Raw genomic sequence first — 17,006 nt, forward strand, 5'->3', positions numbered from 1 at the left:
GGGCGCGGTCTGCGCCGAGTGGGCCCGGCAGCGGCAGGATGACCCCATGCACGCCGACCGCCGCACACCCGTGGTGCTCCTGGCCGTGCTGTACACGGTCAGCGGCGGGCTCTGCCTGACCGCCGCCATCTGGCCGCTGCACCCCGACAGCCCGGTCGGCCTGTTCCTCGCGACCGGGGTCCTCACCCTGAGCTGCGGAGCCGCCTTCTGGGTGCTCGGCGTGCGGACCCGCTGGGGGGCCATCCACGCGGCGATCGGCTTCGGCAGCGTGCTGGCCGGCCTGCTCGCCTGGCGGTCGATGACGGCGGTCGGCATCGTCGGCCTGGGGCCGGCCCTGATCGGGATCGGCCTCTACGCCGCGACCTTCTTCCCGCTGGGCGCCGCCCGGCTGCACGTGCTGGCCCTGGTCACGCTCGCCACCGCCGGTGCGATCGCCGCCGAACCCGGCGGCTTTCCCGTGCCCTGGGTGACCCTCGTGGTCGTCACCATCGCGCTCACCGAGGCCCAGGGGCGGCTGGCGCGGAACCTGCGCACCGCCGCCACCACCGATCCGCTCACCGGAGTGGCCAACCGCCGCGCCTGGGAGGCCGAAGCCGCCCGGAACCTGGCGAGGGCGGTCCGCACCGGCGATCCGCTGAGCTTCGCGATCCTCGACCTCGACCACTTCAAGGTCGTCAACGACCGCGGAGGGCACAGCGCGGGGGACGCCCTGCTCTGCGAGCTGGCCGCCTGCTGGTCGGGCCGGCTGCGTCGCGCCGACCTCCTCGGCCGCTACGGCGGCGACGAGTTCGTGCTGTGCCTGCCGGCCACCGACGAGGACGGCGCCTGGGAGATCCTGCGGCAGCTCGAGGAGACTCACGAGTTCGCCTGGTCGGTCGGTTTGGCGACGGTCCGCAAGGACGACACCCTCAGCACCGTGCTGGCCCGCGCCGACGCCTCCCTCTACCTGCAGAAGCGGACCCGGACGGCCTGAGCCCGGCGCTCAGCCGACCTGAGCGTCGCTCCCGGCACGCGTGAACCGCCCGCTCCACTCCTCGAGCAGGTCCCGGAGCTCAGGTGGCGAGACCACGGTGAACTCCGCGCCCACCATGCCGAGCGCCAGCGCGGGCCAGCTGAGGTCGTCGGGCTCCATCCGGACACGGCACCGGCCGGCCGCCAGCTCGTCGACCGTCGCCCATTGGCCGATCCGCCGCCGCACGTCGTCGGCCGGCGCCTGCACCACGACCTCCACGTCGTGCGTGGGCACCCGGGTACCGATGCCCGCCCGGACGAAGGCGGCAGGATCGTCGGCCGGCAGGGGGCGGGGCGCGAACCGTGCGCCGGTGCTCCTGGGCTCGGCCAGGCGGTCGAGCCGGAAGCTGCGCCAGTCGCCCCGCGAGACGTCGTAGGCGACCAGGTACCAGCGCCGGCCGAGGGCCACCAGACGGAACGGCTCGACGAGCCGCTCGGTCCGTTCCCCCGTGGCGGCGGTATAGCCGAACTCCAGGCGTTCGGTGTCCCGGCAAGCCTGCGCGACGGCGGTGAGCGCGTGCGGATCCACGCTCGCCTCGCTGCGCCAGGATGCGGACACCGTGACGGCACGCAGGGCGTCGGCGCGCTTCCGCAGCCGCACCGGCAGCACCTGCACGACCTTGGTCAGCGCCCGCACCGACGCCTCCGCCATGCCGGCGACCGCGGTCTGCGCGGCGGCCTGCAGGCCCACCACCAGGGCCACCGCCTCGTCGTCGTCCAGGACGAGTGGCGGCAGCGAGGCGCCGGGAGCCAGGCGGTAGCCGCCGTCGATCCCGGGCTGCGCCTCCACCGGATAACCCAGGTCGCGCAGCCGTTCGACGTCCCGCCGGAGGGTGCGCACCGAGACGCCGAGCCGGCGGGCCAGGTCGGCCCCCGCCCAGTTCCGGCGGCTCTGCATCAGCGAGAGGAGGCGCAGGGTGCGGTTCCCGGTGTCGGCCATGAGGACAGATTGTCGCCCATTGGTGCCAGGAAGTGGCACCAATGGCCCCTAGCGTTCGAGGTGACGGATCCACAGCGACCGAAGGCGGACACCATGACCGGCACCACCACCCTCACGGCCGAGCGCACCGACCTGCTGGAGACGCTGGCCGCGCACCGGTACTTCCTGCGGTTCACCGTCCAGGGGCTCAGCGACGAGCAGGCCACCAGCCGCCCCACCGCCAGCGAGCTGACCCTGGCCGGGCTGATCAAGCACGTCGCCAGCACGGAGGCGGCATGGACCCGGTTCATCGAGGGCGGCCCCGAGGCGATGGGCAACGACCCCGAGGCGTGGGCGCGCGAGTGGCGGCTCGAGCCCGGCCAGACGCTCGCGAGCGTGCTGGAGGACTACGCGGCGGTCGCCGCCCACACCGACGAGCTCGTGGCCTCGCTGCCCGATCTGGACGTCTCCCACCCGCTGCCCGTGGCGCCCTGGTTCCCGCCCGGCGCGGTTCGCTCTGCGCGCCGGGTCTTCCTGCACATCATCGCCGAGACGTCGCAGCACGCCGGGCACGCCGACATCCTGCGGGAGACCCTCGACGGCCAGAAGACGATGGGCTAGGGCTGCGGCAGGGCGGCCAGGCGCTGGTCGAGCAGGCGGTCGACGTCGTCCACCGCGTCGTCCACGCGCTGCTGGTTCTCGGCGCTGGGACAGCGCGTGAAGGCCGCCCGCGCGCCACCGACGGCGATGTGCGCGAGGGAGATCTCGAGATCGAGCTGATCGATGGTGACGATGCTGGGACCCATGGCGACCTCCGGTTGACCCGTCGAGGGGTCGAACGGTAGGGCGCAGATGTGACGGAACGGGGACGCGGGAGTTCCCGTCGTCCGCGCCGTCGTCCCAGCCGTCACCCGGTGCCCGGGCGCTCCTCGGCCACCGCGGACACCACCTGTTCCAGTGCCGCCAGGCTGTGCCCGCTGACGAACGCGTCGCAGAAGGGCAGCGCGGCCGCCATCCCGCCGACCAGGGGTGCGTAGCCGGGTGCGGCCTTCCGGGGGTTGACCCAGACCACCCGGTGCGCCAGCCGGCGCAGCCGCCGCATGGCCTCGGCGACCTCCTCGGGGTCGTCGGTCGCCCAGCCGTCGGAGAGGACGACGACGACCGCGCCGCGGGCCAGCCCCCGCCTCCCGTGACCGGCCACGAACCGGCCGATGCCCTCGGCCAGCCGGGTGCCGCCGGCCCAGTCCGACGTCGTCGCCCCGGCGCGGGCGAGCGCCTGGTCCGGGTCGCGCACCGAGAGCTCCCGGGTGAGCCGGGTCAGCCGGGTGGAGAACACGAACGCCTCCGCACGCGCCCCGGCGACCGCGCCCTGCAGCAGCGTCAGGTAGATCCGCGTGTAGGGCTCCATCGAGCCGGAGACGTCGCAGAGCAGCACCAGCCGGCGGGGCTGGGTGCGGCGGTGCGCGCGCACCAGGCGGACCGGGTCCCCACCGGTGCGCTGCGCCGCGCGCACGGTCCGCCGCAGGTCCAGCCGCTCCCCGCGCCGACGGGGTCGCACCCGCCTGCTGCGCCGCTCGGGTGTGCTGAGCACCAGCCGCCGGACCAGCTCGCGCACGCCGGTGAGCTCCTCGTCGGTCAGATCGGCGAACGACGTCTGCCGCAGCCGCTCCTCGGTCGACGCGACGGCCAGCAGCGCCTCGCGCTCGGTGTCCTCCCCCTCGCCGGCGGCGGACCCGGCCGCGCCGCCCGACTCCCCCGGCGTGCTGGGCCGGTCGTCCGGCGGTGCGGGCCGGGTACGCGGTTCGGCGCCGATCGGCGGCGGCGCGTTGGGGTCGCCCCGGCTGTCGGCCGGGTCCAGGCGCCCGTCGAAGATCGCCGAGAAGACCGCGTCGAACACCGGCAGCTGGGCCCGGTCGGTGACCAGGGCGACCCGGCAGGTCCAGTACAGCGCGACGCGGTCGAGCGGCGGCACCAGCCGGAGCGCCCGCGCCAGTCCGGCCGCCCGTTCCGGCGTCACCGGGAGACCGGACCGGTGCAGCGCCGTCGTCAGGGCGACCGCGAGGGGGCCCGGGCCGATCGACGGGAGCTCAGGCACCGGCCAGCCAGGCCGCACCGCGGGTGCGGGCCAGCTCCTGGTCGTCGCGGTTCTTGAGCACCGACCCCCAGGTGGCCTCCACGGCGGGAGGATCCAGCCGGGTCAGCCCGAGCAGGCTCAGCGCCGCCACCCAGTCGATCACCTCGGCGATCCCCGGCGGCTTGACCATGTCCAGCGACCGCAGCCGGGTGACCGCCGACGCGGCCGCCACGGCCAGCGGCTCCGCGCTGCCGGGCACCCGACGGCGGACGATCTCGGCCACCCGCTCCGGATCCGGATAGTCGATCCAGTGGTAGAGGCAGCGCCGGGTGAGCGCGTCGTGCAGGTCGCGGGTCCGGTTCGAGGTGAGGACGACGACCGGCGGGTGGGCCGCCCGGATGGTGCCCAGCTCCGGCACCGTCACCGCGGCCTCGGCCAGCACCTCGAAGGTGAACGCCTCGAACTCCGCGTCCGCGCGGTCGATCTCGTCGAGCAGCAGGACGGCGGGTCGCGGGCCGGGGTGCTCGATCGCCTGGAGCAGCGGCCGCCGCAGCAGGTACTCCGGCCCGAACAGGTCGTCCTCGGCCAGCGGGGCGCCGCGCGCCTCGGCCAGCCGGATGCCGAGCAGCTGGCGGGGGTGGTTCCACTCGTACAGGGCCTCGCCGGCGTCGATGCCCTCGAAGCACTGCAGCCGGTAGAGCGGGGTGTCCAGCACCCGGGCCAGCGCCTTGGCCGCCTCGGTCTTGCCGACGCCCGGCTCGCCCTCCAGCAGCAACGGCTGGGGAAGCCGCACGCCGAGGAACAACGCCGTGGCCAGCCCGGGGTCGGCGAGGTAGTCGACCCCGTCCAGTGCGCCGGCCAGCGTGGCGACGTCCGGGATGCGGGCCTGCACCTCCTCGCCGGCGCCCGCGCGGGCCGCCGCGGTGACCACCTCAGGGGGCAGGGGCATACCGGGCCGGGTCCTCGACGAAGGCGGTCCGGCAGCCGGCGCAGCAGAACCACGTCGTCGTCCCGTCGATGGTGACGTGCGGTGAGCTGTCGACCGCCGCGACCGTCATGCCGCACACGGGGTCGGTCGCGCTCGCCGGTACCGGGGCGGGAGCGTGCCGCTCCGCGGCCCGGCGCTCGGCGACCAGCTCGGTCAGCACCGACAGGGCGATCTCCGCCGCGGTCCGCGCGCCGATGTCCAGCCCGGCCGGGCTGTGCACGCGGCTGCGCTGCTCGTCGGTGACGTCCAGCGCGGCCAGCACGGCGGCCCCGCGGATCCGGCTGGCGATCAAGCCGACGTAAGGCACCCCGAGCCGGAGCGCGGCGGTCAGCGCCGGCTCCTCCCCGCGCCCGTGCGAGGCGACGACGAGCGCGGCGTCGTCGGCGGCGGGCTCGGCCACCTCACCGACGACCAGTTCGACGGCGAAGCCCAGCGGGATGCCGAGGTCGACGAGGGCCTCGGCGACCGGGCTGTCCCCCACGACGAGCATCCGCGGCGCGGGCACCCGCGGCTCGAGGAAGATCTCCACCGCACCACCGGACAGGCAGGGGTTGGCGACGGTGACCGTCCCCTCCTCGCTCTCGCCCGCCACGTCGCCGGGGACGATCCGCAGCAGCAGCGGCTCGTTGGTCGACAGCGTCATCAGCCCGTACTCGCGCACCGACGCCTCCGCGCAGGTGCCGCCGACGAAGCCGTCGATGGACCCGTCCGCGCGGACCAGCGCGGTGTCACCGGCGTGCGCGCTGGTGGGCTTCTGCGCCCGGACGACGGTCGCCTGCACGAAGGGCTCCCGGCTGCGGGTCAGCGCCGCCGCGGTGTCGGTGACGGACATTAGATCGGGGGGGTGGCCCGGCCCTGCATGGCCTCCCACACCCGCGCCGGCGTGCAGGGCATGTCCATGTGGGTCACACCGAAGGGCGCCAGGGCGTCGACGACGGCGTTCACCACGGCCGGCGGCGACCCGACGGTGGCGGACTCCCCGATCCCCTTCGCGCCAATCGGGTGGTGCGGCGAGGGGGTGACCGTGTGCCCGGTCTCCCAGTCCGGCACCTCCATGGAGGTGGGGATCAGGTAGTCCATGAACGACCCGCCGAGGCAGTTGCCCTGCTCGTCGAAGCCGATGAACTCCATCAGCGCCATGCCGACGCCGTCGGTCAGGCCGCCGTGGATCTGCCCCTCGATGATCATCGGGTTGATCCGGGTGCCGCAGTCGTCGACGGCGACGAACCGGCGGACCTTCACCTTGCCGGTGCCCTTGTCGATGTCGACGACGCAGATGTAGGCGCCGTAGGGGAACGTCAGGTTCGGCGGGTCGTAGGTGACCTCCGCGTCGAGATTGCCGTCGATCCCCTCCGGCAGCGCGACCGTGCCGTGCGCGCCGAGCGCGATCTCCTGGATCGTCTTCCCGACGCTCGGGTCGCCCGTCACGAACCAGCGGCCCTTCTCCCACTCGAGGTCCTCGGGACGCGTCTCGAGCATCGCGGCGGCGATCGCGCGGGCCTTGTCCTTCACCTTCCGGGCGGCCAGGGCGACCGCGCCACCGCTGACCGGCGTGGACCGGCTGCCGTAGGTGCCCAGCCCGAACGGTGTGTTGTCGGTGTCGCCGTGGACGACGTCGATGTCCTCGGGCGGGATGCCCAGTTCCTCGGCCAGGATCTGCGCGAACGTCGTCTCGTGGCCCTGCCCCTGGCTCTGCACCGACAGCCGTACGACGGCCTTGCCGGTCGGGTGCACGCGCACCTCGGCGCCGTCGGCCATGCCGAGACCGACGATGTCCATGTGCTTGCGCGGGCCGGCGCCCACGGTCTCGGTGAAGAAGGCCAGCCCGATGCCCATGAGCTCGCCCCGGGCCCGCTTCTGGACCTGCTCGCGGCGCAGGTCGTCGTAGCCGGCGATCTCCATGGCCAGCCGCATGGTGGGCTCGTAGTCGCCGGAGTCGTACTCCCAGCCGGTCTTGTTGGCGTAGGGGAACTGCTCGGGGCGGATGAAGTTCTTCAGCCGCAGCTCGGCCGGGTCCATCTCCAGCTTGCGCGCGAGGACGTCGACCATCCGCTCGACGAGGTACACCGCCTCGGTCACCCGGAACGAGCAGGCGTAGGCGACCCCACCCGGGGCCTTGTTCGTGTAGACGCCGGTGACCTTGCAGTGCGCGGCCTGCAGGTCGTAGCTGCCCGTGAAGATGGAGAAGAAGCCGGCCGGGTACTTCGTCGGCTGTGCGGTGGCGTTGAACGCGCCGTGGTCGGCGAGCACGTCCGTCCGGACGGCGAGGATGCGGCCGTCCTTCGTGGCCGCGACCTCGCCCTTCATGATGTAGTCGCGGGCGAACGAGGTCGACATCAGGTTCTCCGACCGGTCCTCCACCCACTTGACCGGGTGTCCGGTCACGATCGAGCCGACGACCGCGAGGATGTAGCCGGGGTAGATCCCGACCTTGTTGCCGAAGCCGCCGCCGATGTCGGGCGAGACGACGCGGATCTTGTGCTCGGGGATGCCGGCGACCATCGCGAAGAGCGTGCGGTGCGCGTGCGGCGCCTGGGTGGTCTCGTAGAGGGTGAGCTTCCCGTCGATCGGCTCGTAGTCGGCGACCGCGCCGCAGGTCTCCATGGGTGCCGGGTGCACGCGGGGATAGATCACCTCCTCGCTGACGACGACGTCGGCGGCGGCGAACACCGCGTCGGTCGCGGCGGCGTCACCGGCCTCCCAGTCGAAGATGTGGTTGTCGGTGCGGCCCTCGATGTCGTCGCGGATGACGGCGGTACCGGGGTCCAGCGCCCGGCGCGCGTCGATGACGACGGGCAGGTCCTCGTACTCGACGTCGATCAGCTCGAGGGCGTCGCGGGCGGAGTAGCGGTCCTCGGCGACGACGAACGCGACCTCCTGCCCCTGGAACCGCACCTTGTCGGTGGCCAGCACGGCCTGGACGTCGGCCGACAGGGTCGGTGCCCAGGCGAGGTTGAGCCCCTCGAGGTCCTTGCCGGTGATGACCGCGCGCACCTTCGGATGGGCGAGCGCCTCGGTGGTGTCGATCGACACGAGGCGGGCGTGCGCCAGCGGCGAGCGCAGGATCGCGCCGTGCAGCATCCCCGGCAGCACGATGTCGTCGAGGTAGTTGCCCTTCCCCCGGACGAACCGCGGGTCCTCCTTGCGCTGGATCCGGCCGAAGCCGATCGGCCGGTCCGCCGCACCGGCGGCGGGGTTGGCCTCGCGCGCGGGGCGGTCCTCGACGGCGGTCATGCCGGCACCTCCTGTGCGGCGGCGTCATCGGAGGTGGTCGCCGGGTGTTCCGCGGCCCACCGGATCGAGCGGACGATCGTGGCGTAGCCGGTGCAGCGGCAGATCTGGCCGGAGATGGCCTCCCGGATGACGTCCTCGTCCGGATCGGGTTCGCGGTCGAGCAGGGCGCGGGCGGTCAGCATCATCCCGGGGGTGCAGAAGCCGCACTGGAGCCCGTGCTCCTCCATGAAGCCCTGCTGCACCGGGTCCAGCGTCGCGCCCTCGGCCAGGCCCTCGACCGTCCGCACCTCGTGCCCGGCGGTCATGGCAGCGAGCTGGGTGCAGGACTTGACCGGCTCCCCGTCGACCAGCACCACGCAGACTCCGCAGTTGCTGGTGTCGCAGCCCCAGTGCGTGCCGGTCAGGCCCAGGTCCTCGCGCAGGTAGTGCACGAGGAGCCGCCGCGGTTCGACGTCGCGGGTGACCTCGGTCCCGTTGACGGTCATCGTGACCTGCATGGTCAGCCTCCCTGGACGGCGGTCGAGTGGGCGGCGCGGTCGAGCGCCTTGGTCAACGCACGCACCGTGAGCTCGGACGCGAGGTGGCGCTTGTAGTCCACCGGGCCCCGCTGGTCCTCGATCGGTGAGCTGGCGGCGCGGGCCAGGTCGGCGGCCTCGGCGAAGAGGTCCTCGCTGGGGCGCTGGCCGACCAGTACGGCGGCGGCGTCGACGGCCAGTCCCTCGAGCCCGAGGGCGGTGAGGCCGATCGTGGCGTCGGCGATGGTGCCGTCCTCGGCCATCCAGAGTGCGGCGCCGGCGGCGCCGACCGCCCAGTCGCCGACCCGCCGCTCGACCTTCTCGTAGGCACTGCCCTGCCGGACGCCGATGGGGAAGCGGATCTCGGTCAGCAGTTCGTGCTGCTCGCAGGCGGTCTCGTAGGGACCGCGGTGGAACTGGTGGATGTCGACGGTCCGCTCACCCCCGCGCGCGGTGATGAACACCTGGGCGCGGAGGACGTCGCACACCGTGGTGAGGTCCTCCGCCGGGTCGGCCTGCCCGAGCGACCCGCCGATCGTGCCGCGGTTGCGCACCACCGGGTCGGCGATCACCTTCTCCGCGTCGTGGACCATCGGGAACAGCCGCCCGACGACCTCGGAGGCCAGCAGGTCGGCGTGCCGGGTCAGCGCCCCGACCCGCAGCCAGTCGCCGTCCACGGTGATGTGCCGCAGCTCGGTGAGGTCGTTGATGTCGATCAGCCACTCGGGCCGGGCCAGCCGCAGCTTCATCATCGGCAGCAGGCTGTGCCCGCCGGCGATGACCCGGGACTCGGGGCCGTGTCGTTCGAGGAGTTCGAGGACGTTGTCGACGCTGGTCGCGCGCACGTAGTCGAACGGGGCCGGAACCTGCACGGGGGAACCCCCTTCCCGAGGACCCCGTCGTTGGAGCCCTGGTGGTTGCGGAGCTTGTCCGTGACCCAGGTCACTGTCAACATCGTCATAACCGATCGCTTATGAGGGTGGCCGATCATGACGTTCGCCCAGCTCCGGACCTTCGCGCTGGTGGCCGAACTCGGCTCGCTGCGGGCGGCGGCGAACGCTCTGGGCGTCAGCGAGCCGGCGGTGTCGGCGGCGGTCGCGGCCCTGCGCGCCGATCTCGACGACCCGCTCTTCCGGCGGACCGGCACGGGCATCTCGCTCACCCCCGGTGGCCGCGCACTGGCCACCCGTGCCCGCGAACTCGTCCGGCTCGCCGACCGGACCCGCCGTGAGGTGGGCCAGGCGTCGACAGCAGGCCACCTGCGGGTGCTGGCGACGGCGGCGTGCGCCGAGCACGTCGCCGGCGCGGTGGTGGCGGCGTTCACCCGGCGGGTGAACCGGACCGCGGTCGACCTCACCGTGGGGTCGACCGACTGCGCGGCGACGGCGCTGGCCGAGGACGTCGCCGACATCGTGCTGGGCGTCCGCCCGGCACCGGCACCGGGCTCCCTGACCGAGTCGGTGCCGTTCCTGCGGTACGAGCGGATCGTCGTCGCCGCGCCCGGTCACCCGCTGAGCGGCCGGGCCCGGCTCGGGGCCGCCGACCTCGCCCGCTCTCCGTGGCTGACCGGCCCGGGAGGCATCGAGGCGGGCAGCGAGGAAGAACGCTGGGCCGACCGCGCCGGACTCCTGCCCGACGTCGAGGAGCACGAGAGCGAGGCCGCCGCCCTGGCCGTCGTCCGGTCGGGCTCGGGGCTGCTGCTCGCCCTGGGTCACGCCGTCGCCGTCGACCTCCGGAACGGCACGCTCGTCCGGCTGCCCGTCGAGGGGACGCCGGTCACCGGCCTCTGGTGGGCCACGATCCCGGGGGAGGGACGGGCGACCAGCGCGGCCCGGGCTCTGCAGCGCTTCCTCACGACACCGGACGCCACCAGCGCGCTGCTGTCCCGCCCGGGCCGTCAGGACCGGGCCCGGCCGACCGTGCGGGTGGAGCTGTGGAGCTGAACGGCCCCGCCGCAGGGGCTAGCTGGACGGATCCGGCGGCGGCGGCTCCCCCGCGGCCACGCGGTCGGAGACCCGGGCCCCGGGCGCCGACTGCGCCGCGCCCGAGCTGCCCGCCTCCGGGTCGAGCCCGACGGAGCGGTGCCGCCCGGGCTCGCCCTCACCGAGGACGACCTGCCCCTCGGTCATCTCCGGGTCTCCCGCGCTCTGCTCGACCGGCGCCTCCCCCGTCTTGTTCTCCGTGCCGCGGTCGTGCACCTCCTGCACCGAGCTGCCCCGCTCGGCGACCTCGATCGCCTCGGCGATGTCCTCGCCGCTGCGCGAGTGGTCTGCGGAGGTGCCTTCCGTACCGGGTTCCTGGGGTGCGCTCACGGCGGTCCTCCACGTCGTCGGGCAGGGTGCCCGGAGTGTCGACCCCGCTCGGCGACCGGGCAAGAGGGGCCGGGCCTCAGCCCTCCTCGTCGCCGGCGAGCTCCTCGACCCGGGCGCGGGCCCGCTCCCGGGCGACCACCGCTTCGGCGGCCTCGTGCTCGGCGCTCTTGCGCCGGCGGTCGGCCCGCTTCAGCTGCCCCGCCACCTCGGCGGCCTCGCCCTCGGCGGAGGAGAGCTGGTCGGCGAGCTCGGCGACCCGCGCCTCCAGGGACCTACGTCTCGCCTCGAGCTCCTCGATCCGCTGACGCTCGTCGTCGGCCGCCGCCTGCGCCTCCTCGGCCTGTGCCGTGGCCTCCTCGGCGGCCCTGCGGGCATCGGCCAGCTCCCGCCGGCGCCGGTCCTCGGCCGCGCGGCGGGCCTCCTCCCGCTCCTGCTCCCGGGCCCGCTTGCGCTCGTCGGCCGAGGAAAGCGAGCGGTCAGCCGCGGGCTTGGCTGTACGCGGTGGCGGAGTGCGCTCGACCGACGGGGGGCGGACCAGGCGCAGGTCCGGCCGCGAGACCGTCGTCCCCATGCCGGTGTAGGACATCGGCGACGTGAGCCGGCCGGTCAGCAGCGCCTCCCCCGCCTCCGGGTCCGCCATGGCCGCCCGCAGGGTCTCCTCGACCTGGGTCGCGACCGAGGTGCTGATCGGATGGCCCCGTTCGTGGGCCAGCGCGCGCGCCTGCCGGGTCAGCGCGGCGATCAGCTGCCGCCGCTGAACGTCGAGAGCCTTCATCTGGTCCCCGGCGAGGTTCTCCTGCGCCTCGCGGAGCAGGTTCCCGAGCTCGACCAGGCCCTCGATCTCCGCCCGCTGCTCGCGGGCCAGGAGGTTGCTGGCCCAGGCCGCGGCCGACGGCTTGGGCAGCGCACCGATGTCCTTGGCCAGCGTCTTGTCGCCCTCGGCCTTCGCCTCGTCCTGGCGCGTCTTCCGCAGGTCGATGAAGTCCTCCGGCGGGACGGCGTAGAGCTCGTCGGCCACCTCGTCGAGTTCCACGCCGCGACCCTGCCATGCGTGGCGAGGCTCCGTCAGCAGCAGGAGGTGGCGAGACGGGCGTCGGTGTCGGACCCCTCGGACGCGCAGCACGTGCCGTCGCCGGACACGGCCGACAGCTCGACCTCCGTGCGCCCCTCGAGGTCGGCGCGCGCATCGCCGGTCACGGTGTAGACCTCCCACGGCTCCCCGCCGGGACCGGTGACCCACACCTTGTCCTGGACGGCGTAGCAGCAGGTGGTGTTGTCCTCCACCCGCGTGGTGAGGCCGGCCTCGGCCAGCCGGCCGGTCGCCGCCGTGACCTCGTCGGTGGAGGCGACCTCGACCCCGAGGTGGTCCATGCGGGTGGGCTCGCCGGCCTCGCCCTCGAGCAGGACCAGCTTCAGGGGCGGCTCGGTGATGGCGAAGTTCGCGTAGCCCGGCCGGCGCTTGGCCGGGACCGCGTCGAAGAGGCGGGAGTAGAAGGCGACTGCGGCGTCGAGATCGGCGACGCGGAGGGCCAGCTGGACACGGGACATGATTCCTCCTCGGAGAGCACATCGACGCTCGTCGATGTCTGCCGACATATCACCACTGGACATTGATGCTTGTCAATACGATGAGCATCGTTATGATGGACGACGATGTCCACGGTCGAGGAGACGACGATGAGCGAGCCCGGGCTGGCCTGCTGCACCCCGCTGACCGGCACCCCCATGTCGGCCGCGCAGGCCGAGCAGGTGGCGCCGCTGCTGAAGGCGCTGGCCGACCCGGTCCGCCTGCGGCTGGTCAGTCTCATCGCCGCGAGCCAGGGCGGGGAGGCCTGCGTCTGCGACCTCAACGACGCCTTCGACCTCACCCAGGCCACGATCAGCCACCACCTCAAGGTGCTGCACTCGGCCGGCCTGCTCGACCGCGACAAGCGCGGCGTGTGGGTCTACTACGCGGTCCGACCGGGCGCCCTGGGCGCGGTGGCCAACCTGTTCGACACCGCCGCCCTCGTCCCGGCGTGAGCGGTCTGCGCCTGACCCGCACGGCCCGGCAGGCGCTGGCGGAGTTCCTCGGCTCCGCCGGCCTGGTCACGGTGGTCATCGGCTCGGGCATCGCCGCCCAGCGGCTCTCACCGAACGACGTCGGCCTCCAGCTGCTGGAGAACGCACTCGTCACCGGAGCAGGCCTGGTCGCGCTGATCCTCGCCTTCGGGCCCGTGTCCGGCGGGCACTTCAACCCGGTGGTCACCCTGGCCGACCGGTTCTTCGGCGGGGTGACCAACCGGCAGGTCGCGGTCTACCTCCCGGCGCAGCTGGTCGGCGGGGTGGTCGGCGCTGTCGTGGCCAACCTGATGTTCGACCTGCCCGCGGTGTCGGTCGCCACGACGGACCGCTCGGCCGGCGGACTGTGGCTGTCGGAAGCGGTCGCGACGTTCGGCCTGGTCGTGCTGATCTTCGCGCTGGTCCGTGCGGGTCGGGCCGCGGCGGCCCCGTTCGCCGTCGGCGCGTACATCGCCGCGGCCTACTGGTGGTCGTCGTCGACGAGCTTCGCCAACCCGATGATCGACCTCGCCCGCACCCTGTCCGACACCTTCGCGGGCATCGCCCCGGCGTCGGTCCCGATGTTCCTGCTGATGCAGCTCGTCGGCGGCGCGGCCGGGGTCGCCGTCGTGGCCGTGCTCTACCCCACGGTCGGCGCCGTCGCCGATGCCGTCGTCGTCCCGCACGAAACGAGGGAGACCCCATGACCCAGAAGCCCAGCGTCCTGTTCGTGTGCGTGCACAACGCCGGCCGCTCGCAGATGGCCGCCGGCTGGCTGCGGCACCTGGCCGGCGACGCGGTCGAGGTCCGGTCGGCCGGCTCGGTCCCCGGCGACCAGGTCAACCCCGCGGCGGTCGCCGCGATGGCCGAGGTCGGCGTCGACATCTCCGACCAGCGGCCGAAGGTGCTCACGACCGACGCGGTCGAGGCGTCCGACGTGGTCATCACGATGGGCTGCGGCGACGCCTGCCCGATCTTCCCGGGCAAGCGCTACCTCGACTGGGACCTCGAGGACCCGGCCGGGAAGGGCGTGGCGTCAGTCCGCCCGATCCGCGACGAGATCGAGAAGCGCATCCGCGGCCTGCTCGCCGAGCTGGGGGTCTGAGCTCAGCCCGAGTCGTCCCGGCGCAGCACGAACAGGAAGGGCGACGGCAGGCCGCGCATGTCCATGGCCCCGAGCCGGACGTCGTCGCTGACCCGCCGGAAGACGTCGATGATCGGCAGCGCGTCGTAGACCAGGGCCGCCGTGACGACCCCGCGGTGGGTCACCTCGCGGAGGCGGGCCTTCGGCTTGCCGGTGTAGAGCAGCGGCCGGATGCGGGTGAACGCCACGCGCAGCGGCCAGATCTGCAGGAACCCGGCGTAGTCGCGGAGCAGGCCGATCGGGAGCGGCGACGGGTCGACCGGCCGGGGCCGCCCCGACCGGTCGGTGAACAGCAGCGGGTGCACCGACTCGTCGTCCAGGAACTCCTTGCCGTACCAGCCGTAGGCCTCCAGCAGCCCGTCGAGCGGCGAACCGGTCGGGAGCCCGCTGCCCCGCCACCGGCCGAGCATCTCCTTCGGCTCGACGACGGGGAGCGAGTCGAAGTACGCCAGCGCCTCCTCCGGCCGGGCACCGTCGCGGTGGGTATCGAGCCAGTCCGCCGCTCGCACGTCGTCGGTGGTCGTCATCCCAGGACCGGCAGCTTCCGCTTGGCCGCCAGCCGGTCCATGCCGGCCTGGATCTCCGCTTCCACCTGGTCGTAGATCTTCTGCACGTAGGCCTTGTCGTTCACGCGGTCAGGATCGGAGTCGACCTCGATCGGGTCCAGCAGCTCGGTCCGGATCTTCGCCGGCAGCGGCACGTGGGCCGGCAGGATCTCGACCGCGATCGGGAAGGGGAAGCCCGCGATGATCGGCAGGTTCGACCCGCGCAGGGTCTCCTTCAGGCCGAGGACCTTGTCCAGGGCGTTGGCCAGCCACTTGCCCTCGTTCAGCACGAACACGGTGTCGTGCCCGCCCACCGTGGCCACGGGCAGGATCGGGACGCCGGACCGGATGGCCTGCTTCACGAACCCGGTGCGCCCACCGAGCGTGGCGACGTCCCGTTTGGTCCAGCTGCGCATCGAGTCCACCTCGCCGCCCGGCCACACGACGACGTCCTCGCCCTGCGCCAGCGCCGCGCCCACGCTCTTCCGGTTGGCGGCGATGACGCCGACGGCCCGGAAGTAGTCGCCGAGGCCGGGGGTGGCCAACAGGACGTCGTGCGCGGTGCCGTGCAGGTGCCGCTTGCCCTCGAAGTGCACGTGCCAGGCGTTCACCAGCGTCCACGCGTCCATCGTCAGCGCCCCACCGGAGTGGACGCCGATGACCAGCGAGGTCTCGTCGGGAACCCGCTCCCACCCGTCGACCTCGAGCCGGAAGTAGAACTTGTTGAGCAGGTCGTAGAACGGCTGCTGCACCTTCATCAGCGTGTCGTTCGGCGGGTGCGGCTCCATGGCCGCCCCGACCCGCCAGCCGATCAGCCGCTGGAGGATGTTCTGGTCCTGCGTGGCGTCAGCAGAATTGCCCACGTTCTGTCTCCCTCGTCGTCGAAGGAACAACGGCCGAGCGCCCTGGTGGTCACGCGGTCCGCGACAGGATGCCTGCTCAGGGCTCCGTCGGCACCTCGGGCGCGCCCGGCCGCGGCCCCTCCGGCCGCTGCTCGAGCCACTGCCGGATCCGCTCGTAGATCCGCGGGTGGTTGAGCAGGTCGAAGTGGTGCATCCCGCCGACCCGGTGCACGTGGTCGGGCGGGAAGGCCAGCCGGTCGTCGTCCCCGCTGTCGCCGCTCGCGCTGCGCGGCGGCACGAGCAGGTCGCCCAGCAGATCCGCTACCCGGCCCTCCGGATTGCGGCTCAACGTGGCCAGGACGACGAAGTGCCGCGCGCCGTCGTGCAGCGGCACATGGGTGTGCGCGCCGGGGGTGAGCGCGTCCAGATCGCGGTCGGTCCAGTCGGCGTCGACGAGGGTGCCGCGGCGGAGGTCCTTGATCCCGACGCTCCGCAGGGTCAGCAGCCGGGCCAGCGGCCGGGTCTCCGGCAGCCGGGCCAGCTGTGCGGTGAGCCGGTGGACGCCACGCTCGAGCGGCGCCCCGAGGTGCGGGGAGCCGAGGGTGACGGTGTCGCGGACGAGGTGGGTCCAGCCGCGCGCCTCCGCCGTCCCGCCGCCGGCCTGGTGCAGGGCGCTCCGGGCGACCAGGCCGCCCATGGAGTGCCCGACGAGGACGACGTCCTGGACCGGGACGGGCCACGCGCCGACGAGCGCGGTCAGCAGCGCGTCGAGGGAGCGGCCGTTCTCGGAGATGTGCAGGCCGGTGTTGTAGCGCAGGTAGACCGGGGTCAGCCCGAGGTCGCGCTGCAGCTGGCTGCCGTAGGTGACCGCCCGGTCGCCGTGGTGCTTCTCGGCGCCGTACCCCCAGGAGTCCTCGCTCTCGGTCAGGCCGTGCAGGAAGACGGCGAGCCGGCCGGTCGCCCCGGGGAACGCCTCCTCGAGCGCACGCGTCTCCGCCGGCACCGCCCGGCCGCCCACCCGCACGGTCATGTCCAGCGCGAGGGCGGGGGCCTCGCGCACGAGCAGGTCGCCGTGCGCCCCGTTGAGGATCGCCAGCGCGACCCGGCCGGCGCGGTCGGTGTCGAGGTCGCGGCCGCTGGCCCGCAGGGAGGCCACTTCCCCGACGGCTCGCGCGCCCACGCCGAGCGCCACCCGCAAACCCGAGTAGCCCAGCTCGGAGATCGCGTCGTGCACGACCTGGACGGGCCGGGCGGCCGGCCCGACAGCGCGGAAGGCGCGGTCGGCGATGCCCTGGTGCAGCTCGTGGACGCGTGAGGTGCCGCCCCGCAGAGTCGTGCGGGCGAGCTGGGAGATACCGGTGACCTCGTCCGAGCGCATGAAC

General features: G+C 73.7%; 20 protein-coding genes. 6 read left to right on the top strand and 14 right to left on the bottom strand.

The annotated features are described in order from the left end of the window. Positions 1 to 46 precede the first annotated feature (46 nt). On the top strand, positions 47 to 973 hold the full coding sequence (locus tag E4P38_RS15615; protein ID WP_135132873.1) for a sensor domain-containing diguanylate cyclase: 927 nt from the start codon (positions 47 to 49) through the stop codon (positions 971 to 973). A gap of 9 nt (positions 974 to 982) precedes the next feature. Here E4P38_RS15615 and E4P38_RS15620 read toward each other — a convergent pair whose 3' ends face one another. Further along, entirely contained in the window at positions 983 to 1,951 is a 969-nt protein-coding gene (locus E4P38_RS15620; protein WP_135132874.1) for a YafY family protein, read from the bottom strand. A 93-nt stretch (positions 1,952 to 2,044) separates the two neighbouring features. On the opposite strand from E4P38_RS15620, the gene E4P38_RS15625 reads away from it, so the two are divergent. Beyond that, positions 2,045 to 2,551, top strand: coding sequence for a DinB family protein (locus E4P38_RS15625; RefSeq protein ID WP_135132875.1), 507 nt, complete (start codon positions 2,045 to 2,047; stop codon positions 2,549 to 2,551). Here E4P38_RS15625 and E4P38_RS15630 read toward each other — a convergent pair. The 7 genes from E4P38_RS15630 to E4P38_RS15660 form a co-directional block, all read right to left on the bottom strand. After that, positions 2,548 to 2,736: a hypothetical protein gene (locus E4P38_RS15630; RefSeq protein WP_135132876.1), complete on the bottom strand. Its 189-nt coding sequence runs from the start codon at positions 2,734 to 2,736 to the stop codon at positions 2,548 to 2,550. The two genes, E4P38_RS15625 and E4P38_RS15630, sit on opposite strands and share 4 nt — an antisense overlap. 101 nt (positions 2,737 to 2,837) lie before the next feature. Beyond that, complete coding sequence (locus E4P38_RS15635; protein WP_209309132.1) at positions 2,838 to 4,025, bottom strand: VWA domain-containing protein; 1,188 nt, start codon at positions 4,023 to 4,025, stop codon at positions 2,838 to 2,840. Continuing rightward, positions 4,018 to 4,953, bottom strand: a complete 936-nt coding sequence (locus tag E4P38_RS15640; RefSeq protein ID WP_135132878.1) for a MoxR family ATPase — start codon at positions 4,951 to 4,953, stop codon at positions 4,018 to 4,020. The genes E4P38_RS15635 and E4P38_RS15640 overlap by 8 nt, the downstream gene beginning before the upstream one ends. Then, positions 4,937 to 5,824 (bottom strand): XdhC family protein, encoded by an 888-nt coding sequence (locus E4P38_RS15645; RefSeq protein WP_135132879.1) that lies wholly within the window; start codon positions 5,822 to 5,824, stop codon positions 4,937 to 4,939. Before E4P38_RS15645 ends, E4P38_RS15640 begins: the two co-directional genes overlap by 17 nt. After that, entirely contained in the window at positions 5,824 to 8,226 is a 2,403-nt protein-coding gene (locus tag E4P38_RS15650; RefSeq protein ID WP_135132880.1) for an aerobic carbon-monoxide dehydrogenase large subunit, read from the bottom strand. The genes E4P38_RS15645 and E4P38_RS15650 overlap by 1 nt, the downstream gene beginning before the upstream one ends. Continuing rightward, complete coding sequence (locus E4P38_RS15655; RefSeq protein ID WP_135132881.1) at positions 8,223 to 8,723, bottom strand: (2Fe-2S)-binding protein; 501 nt, start codon at positions 8,721 to 8,723, stop codon at positions 8,223 to 8,225. The genes E4P38_RS15650 and E4P38_RS15655 overlap by 4 nt, the downstream gene beginning before the upstream one ends. Positions 8,724 to 8,725: 2 nt before the next feature. Beyond that, positions 8,726 to 9,613 (bottom strand): xanthine dehydrogenase family protein subunit M, encoded by an 888-nt coding sequence (locus tag E4P38_RS15660; RefSeq protein ID WP_135132882.1) that lies wholly within the window; start codon positions 9,611 to 9,613, stop codon positions 8,726 to 8,728. A 117-nt stretch (positions 9,614 to 9,730) separates the two neighbouring features. Here E4P38_RS15660 and E4P38_RS15665 point away from each other — a divergent pair, with 117 nt between their 5' ends. Further along, positions 9,731 to 10,684 (top strand): LysR family transcriptional regulator, encoded by a 954-nt coding sequence (locus E4P38_RS15665; RefSeq protein WP_135132883.1) that lies wholly within the window; start codon positions 9,731 to 9,733, stop codon positions 10,682 to 10,684. Positions 10,685 to 10,702: 18 nt separating this feature from the next. Here the strand turns inward: E4P38_RS15665 and E4P38_RS15670 are convergent, their stop codons facing one another. The 3 genes from E4P38_RS15670 to E4P38_RS15680 all read right to left on the bottom strand — a co-directional run bounded on the left by E4P38_RS15670 (position 10,703) and on the right by E4P38_RS15680 (position 12,601). After that, entirely contained in the window at positions 10,703 to 11,053 is a 351-nt protein-coding gene (locus tag E4P38_RS15670; RefSeq protein WP_135132884.1) for a hypothetical protein, read from the bottom strand. Between the two features lie 76 nt (positions 11,054 to 11,129). Next, entirely contained in the window at positions 11,130 to 12,086 is a 957-nt protein-coding gene (locus E4P38_RS15675; RefSeq protein WP_135132885.1) for a hypothetical protein, read from the bottom strand. 32 nt (positions 12,087 to 12,118) lie between these two features. After that, on the bottom strand, positions 12,119 to 12,601 hold the full coding sequence (locus tag E4P38_RS15680) for an ArsI/CadI family heavy metal resistance metalloenzyme (RefSeq protein WP_135132886.1): 483 nt from the start codon (positions 12,599 to 12,601) through the stop codon (positions 12,119 to 12,121). Positions 12,602 to 12,706: 105 nt separating this feature from the next. On the opposite strand from E4P38_RS15680, the gene E4P38_RS15685 reads away from it, so the two are divergent. Genes E4P38_RS15685 through E4P38_RS15695 form a run of 3 tightly spaced genes read left to right on the top strand, consistent with a single transcriptional unit; the run spans position 12,707 to position 14,198 of the window. After that, positions 12,707 to 13,075 (top strand): metalloregulator ArsR/SmtB family transcription factor, encoded by a 369-nt coding sequence (locus tag E4P38_RS15685; RefSeq protein ID WP_135132887.1) that lies wholly within the window; start codon positions 12,707 to 12,709, stop codon positions 13,073 to 13,075. Further along, positions 13,072 to 13,800 (top strand): aquaporin, encoded by a 729-nt coding sequence (locus E4P38_RS15690; protein WP_209309133.1) that lies wholly within the window; start codon positions 13,072 to 13,074, stop codon positions 13,798 to 13,800. Before E4P38_RS15685 ends, E4P38_RS15690 begins: the two co-directional genes overlap by 4 nt. Continuing rightward, entirely contained in the window at positions 13,797 to 14,198 is a 402-nt protein-coding gene (locus E4P38_RS15695) for an arsenate reductase ArsC (RefSeq protein ID WP_135132888.1), read from the top strand. Before E4P38_RS15690 ends, E4P38_RS15695 begins: the two co-directional genes overlap by 4 nt. Positions 14,199 to 14,200: 2 nt before the next feature. Here E4P38_RS15695 and E4P38_RS15700 read toward each other — a convergent pair whose 3' ends face one another. From E4P38_RS15700 to E4P38_RS15710, 3 genes are all read right to left on the bottom strand, one after another. Next, on the bottom strand, positions 14,201 to 14,764 hold the full coding sequence (locus E4P38_RS15700) for a DUF4334 domain-containing protein (protein ID WP_135132889.1): 564 nt from the start codon (positions 14,762 to 14,764) through the stop codon (positions 14,201 to 14,203). Beyond that, positions 14,761 to 15,645 (bottom strand): lysophospholipid acyltransferase family protein, encoded by an 885-nt coding sequence (locus E4P38_RS15705; protein WP_209309134.1) that lies wholly within the window; start codon positions 15,643 to 15,645, stop codon positions 14,761 to 14,763. Before E4P38_RS15705 ends, E4P38_RS15700 begins: the two co-directional genes overlap by 4 nt. A 76-nt stretch (positions 15,646 to 15,721) precedes the next feature. Further along, on the bottom strand, positions 15,722 to 17,002 hold the full coding sequence (locus E4P38_RS15710; protein WP_135132890.1) for an alpha/beta fold hydrolase: 1,281 nt from the start codon (positions 17,000 to 17,002) through the stop codon (positions 15,722 to 15,724). Positions 17,003 to 17,006 lie beyond the last annotated feature (4 nt).

This window comes from Blastococcus sp. CT_GayMR16 (assembly GCF_004570875.1).
Taxonomy (GTDB): domain Bacteria; phylum Actinomycetota; class Actinomycetes; order Mycobacteriales; family Geodermatophilaceae; genus Blastococcus_B.

Coding starts and splice junctions, on each gene's coding strand:
- E4P38_RS15615 (WP_135132873.1), top strand. CDS start 47: ATGCACGCCGACCGCCGCACACCCGTGGTGCTCCTGGCCGTGCTGTAC.
- E4P38_RS15620 (WP_135132874.1), bottom strand. CDS start 1,951: ATGGCCGACACCGGGAACCGCACCCTGCGCCTCCTCTCGCTGATGCAG.
- E4P38_RS15625 (WP_135132875.1), top strand. CDS start 2,045: ATGACCGGCACCACCACCCTCACGGCCGAGCGCACCGACCTGCTGGAG.
- E4P38_RS15630 (WP_135132876.1), bottom strand. CDS start 2,736: ATGGGTCCCAGCATCGTCACCATCGATCAGCTCGATCTCGAGATCTCC.
- E4P38_RS15640 (WP_135132878.1), bottom strand. CDS start 4,953: ATGCCCCTGCCCCCTGAGGTGGTCACCGCGGCGGCCCGCGCGGGCGCC.
- E4P38_RS15645 (WP_135132879.1), bottom strand. CDS start 5,824: ATGTCCGTCACCGACACCGCGGCGGCGCTGACCCGCAGCCGGGAGCCC.
- E4P38_RS15650 (WP_135132880.1), bottom strand. CDS start 8,226: ATGACCGCCGTCGAGGACCGCCCCGCGCGCGAGGCCAACCCCGCCGCC.
- E4P38_RS15655 (WP_135132881.1), bottom strand. CDS start 8,723: ATGCAGGTCACGATGACCGTCAACGGGACCGAGGTCACCCGCGACGTC.
- E4P38_RS15665 (WP_135132883.1), top strand. CDS start 9,731: ATGACGTTCGCCCAGCTCCGGACCTTCGCGCTGGTGGCCGAACTCGGC.
- E4P38_RS15680 (WP_135132886.1), bottom strand. CDS start 12,601: ATGTCCCGTGTCCAGCTGGCCCTCCGCGTCGCCGATCTCGACGCCGCA.
- E4P38_RS15685 (WP_135132887.1), top strand. CDS start 12,707: ATGTCCACGGTCGAGGAGACGACGATGAGCGAGCCCGGGCTGGCCTGC.
- E4P38_RS15695 (WP_135132888.1), top strand. CDS start 13,797: ATGACCCAGAAGCCCAGCGTCCTGTTCGTGTGCGTGCACAACGCCGGC.
- E4P38_RS15700 (WP_135132889.1), bottom strand. CDS start 14,764: ATGACGACCACCGACGACGTGCGAGCGGCGGACTGGCTCGATACCCAC.
- E4P38_RS15710 (WP_135132890.1), bottom strand. CDS start 17,002: ATGCGCTCGGACGAGGTCACCGGTATCTCCCAGCTCGCCCGCACGACT.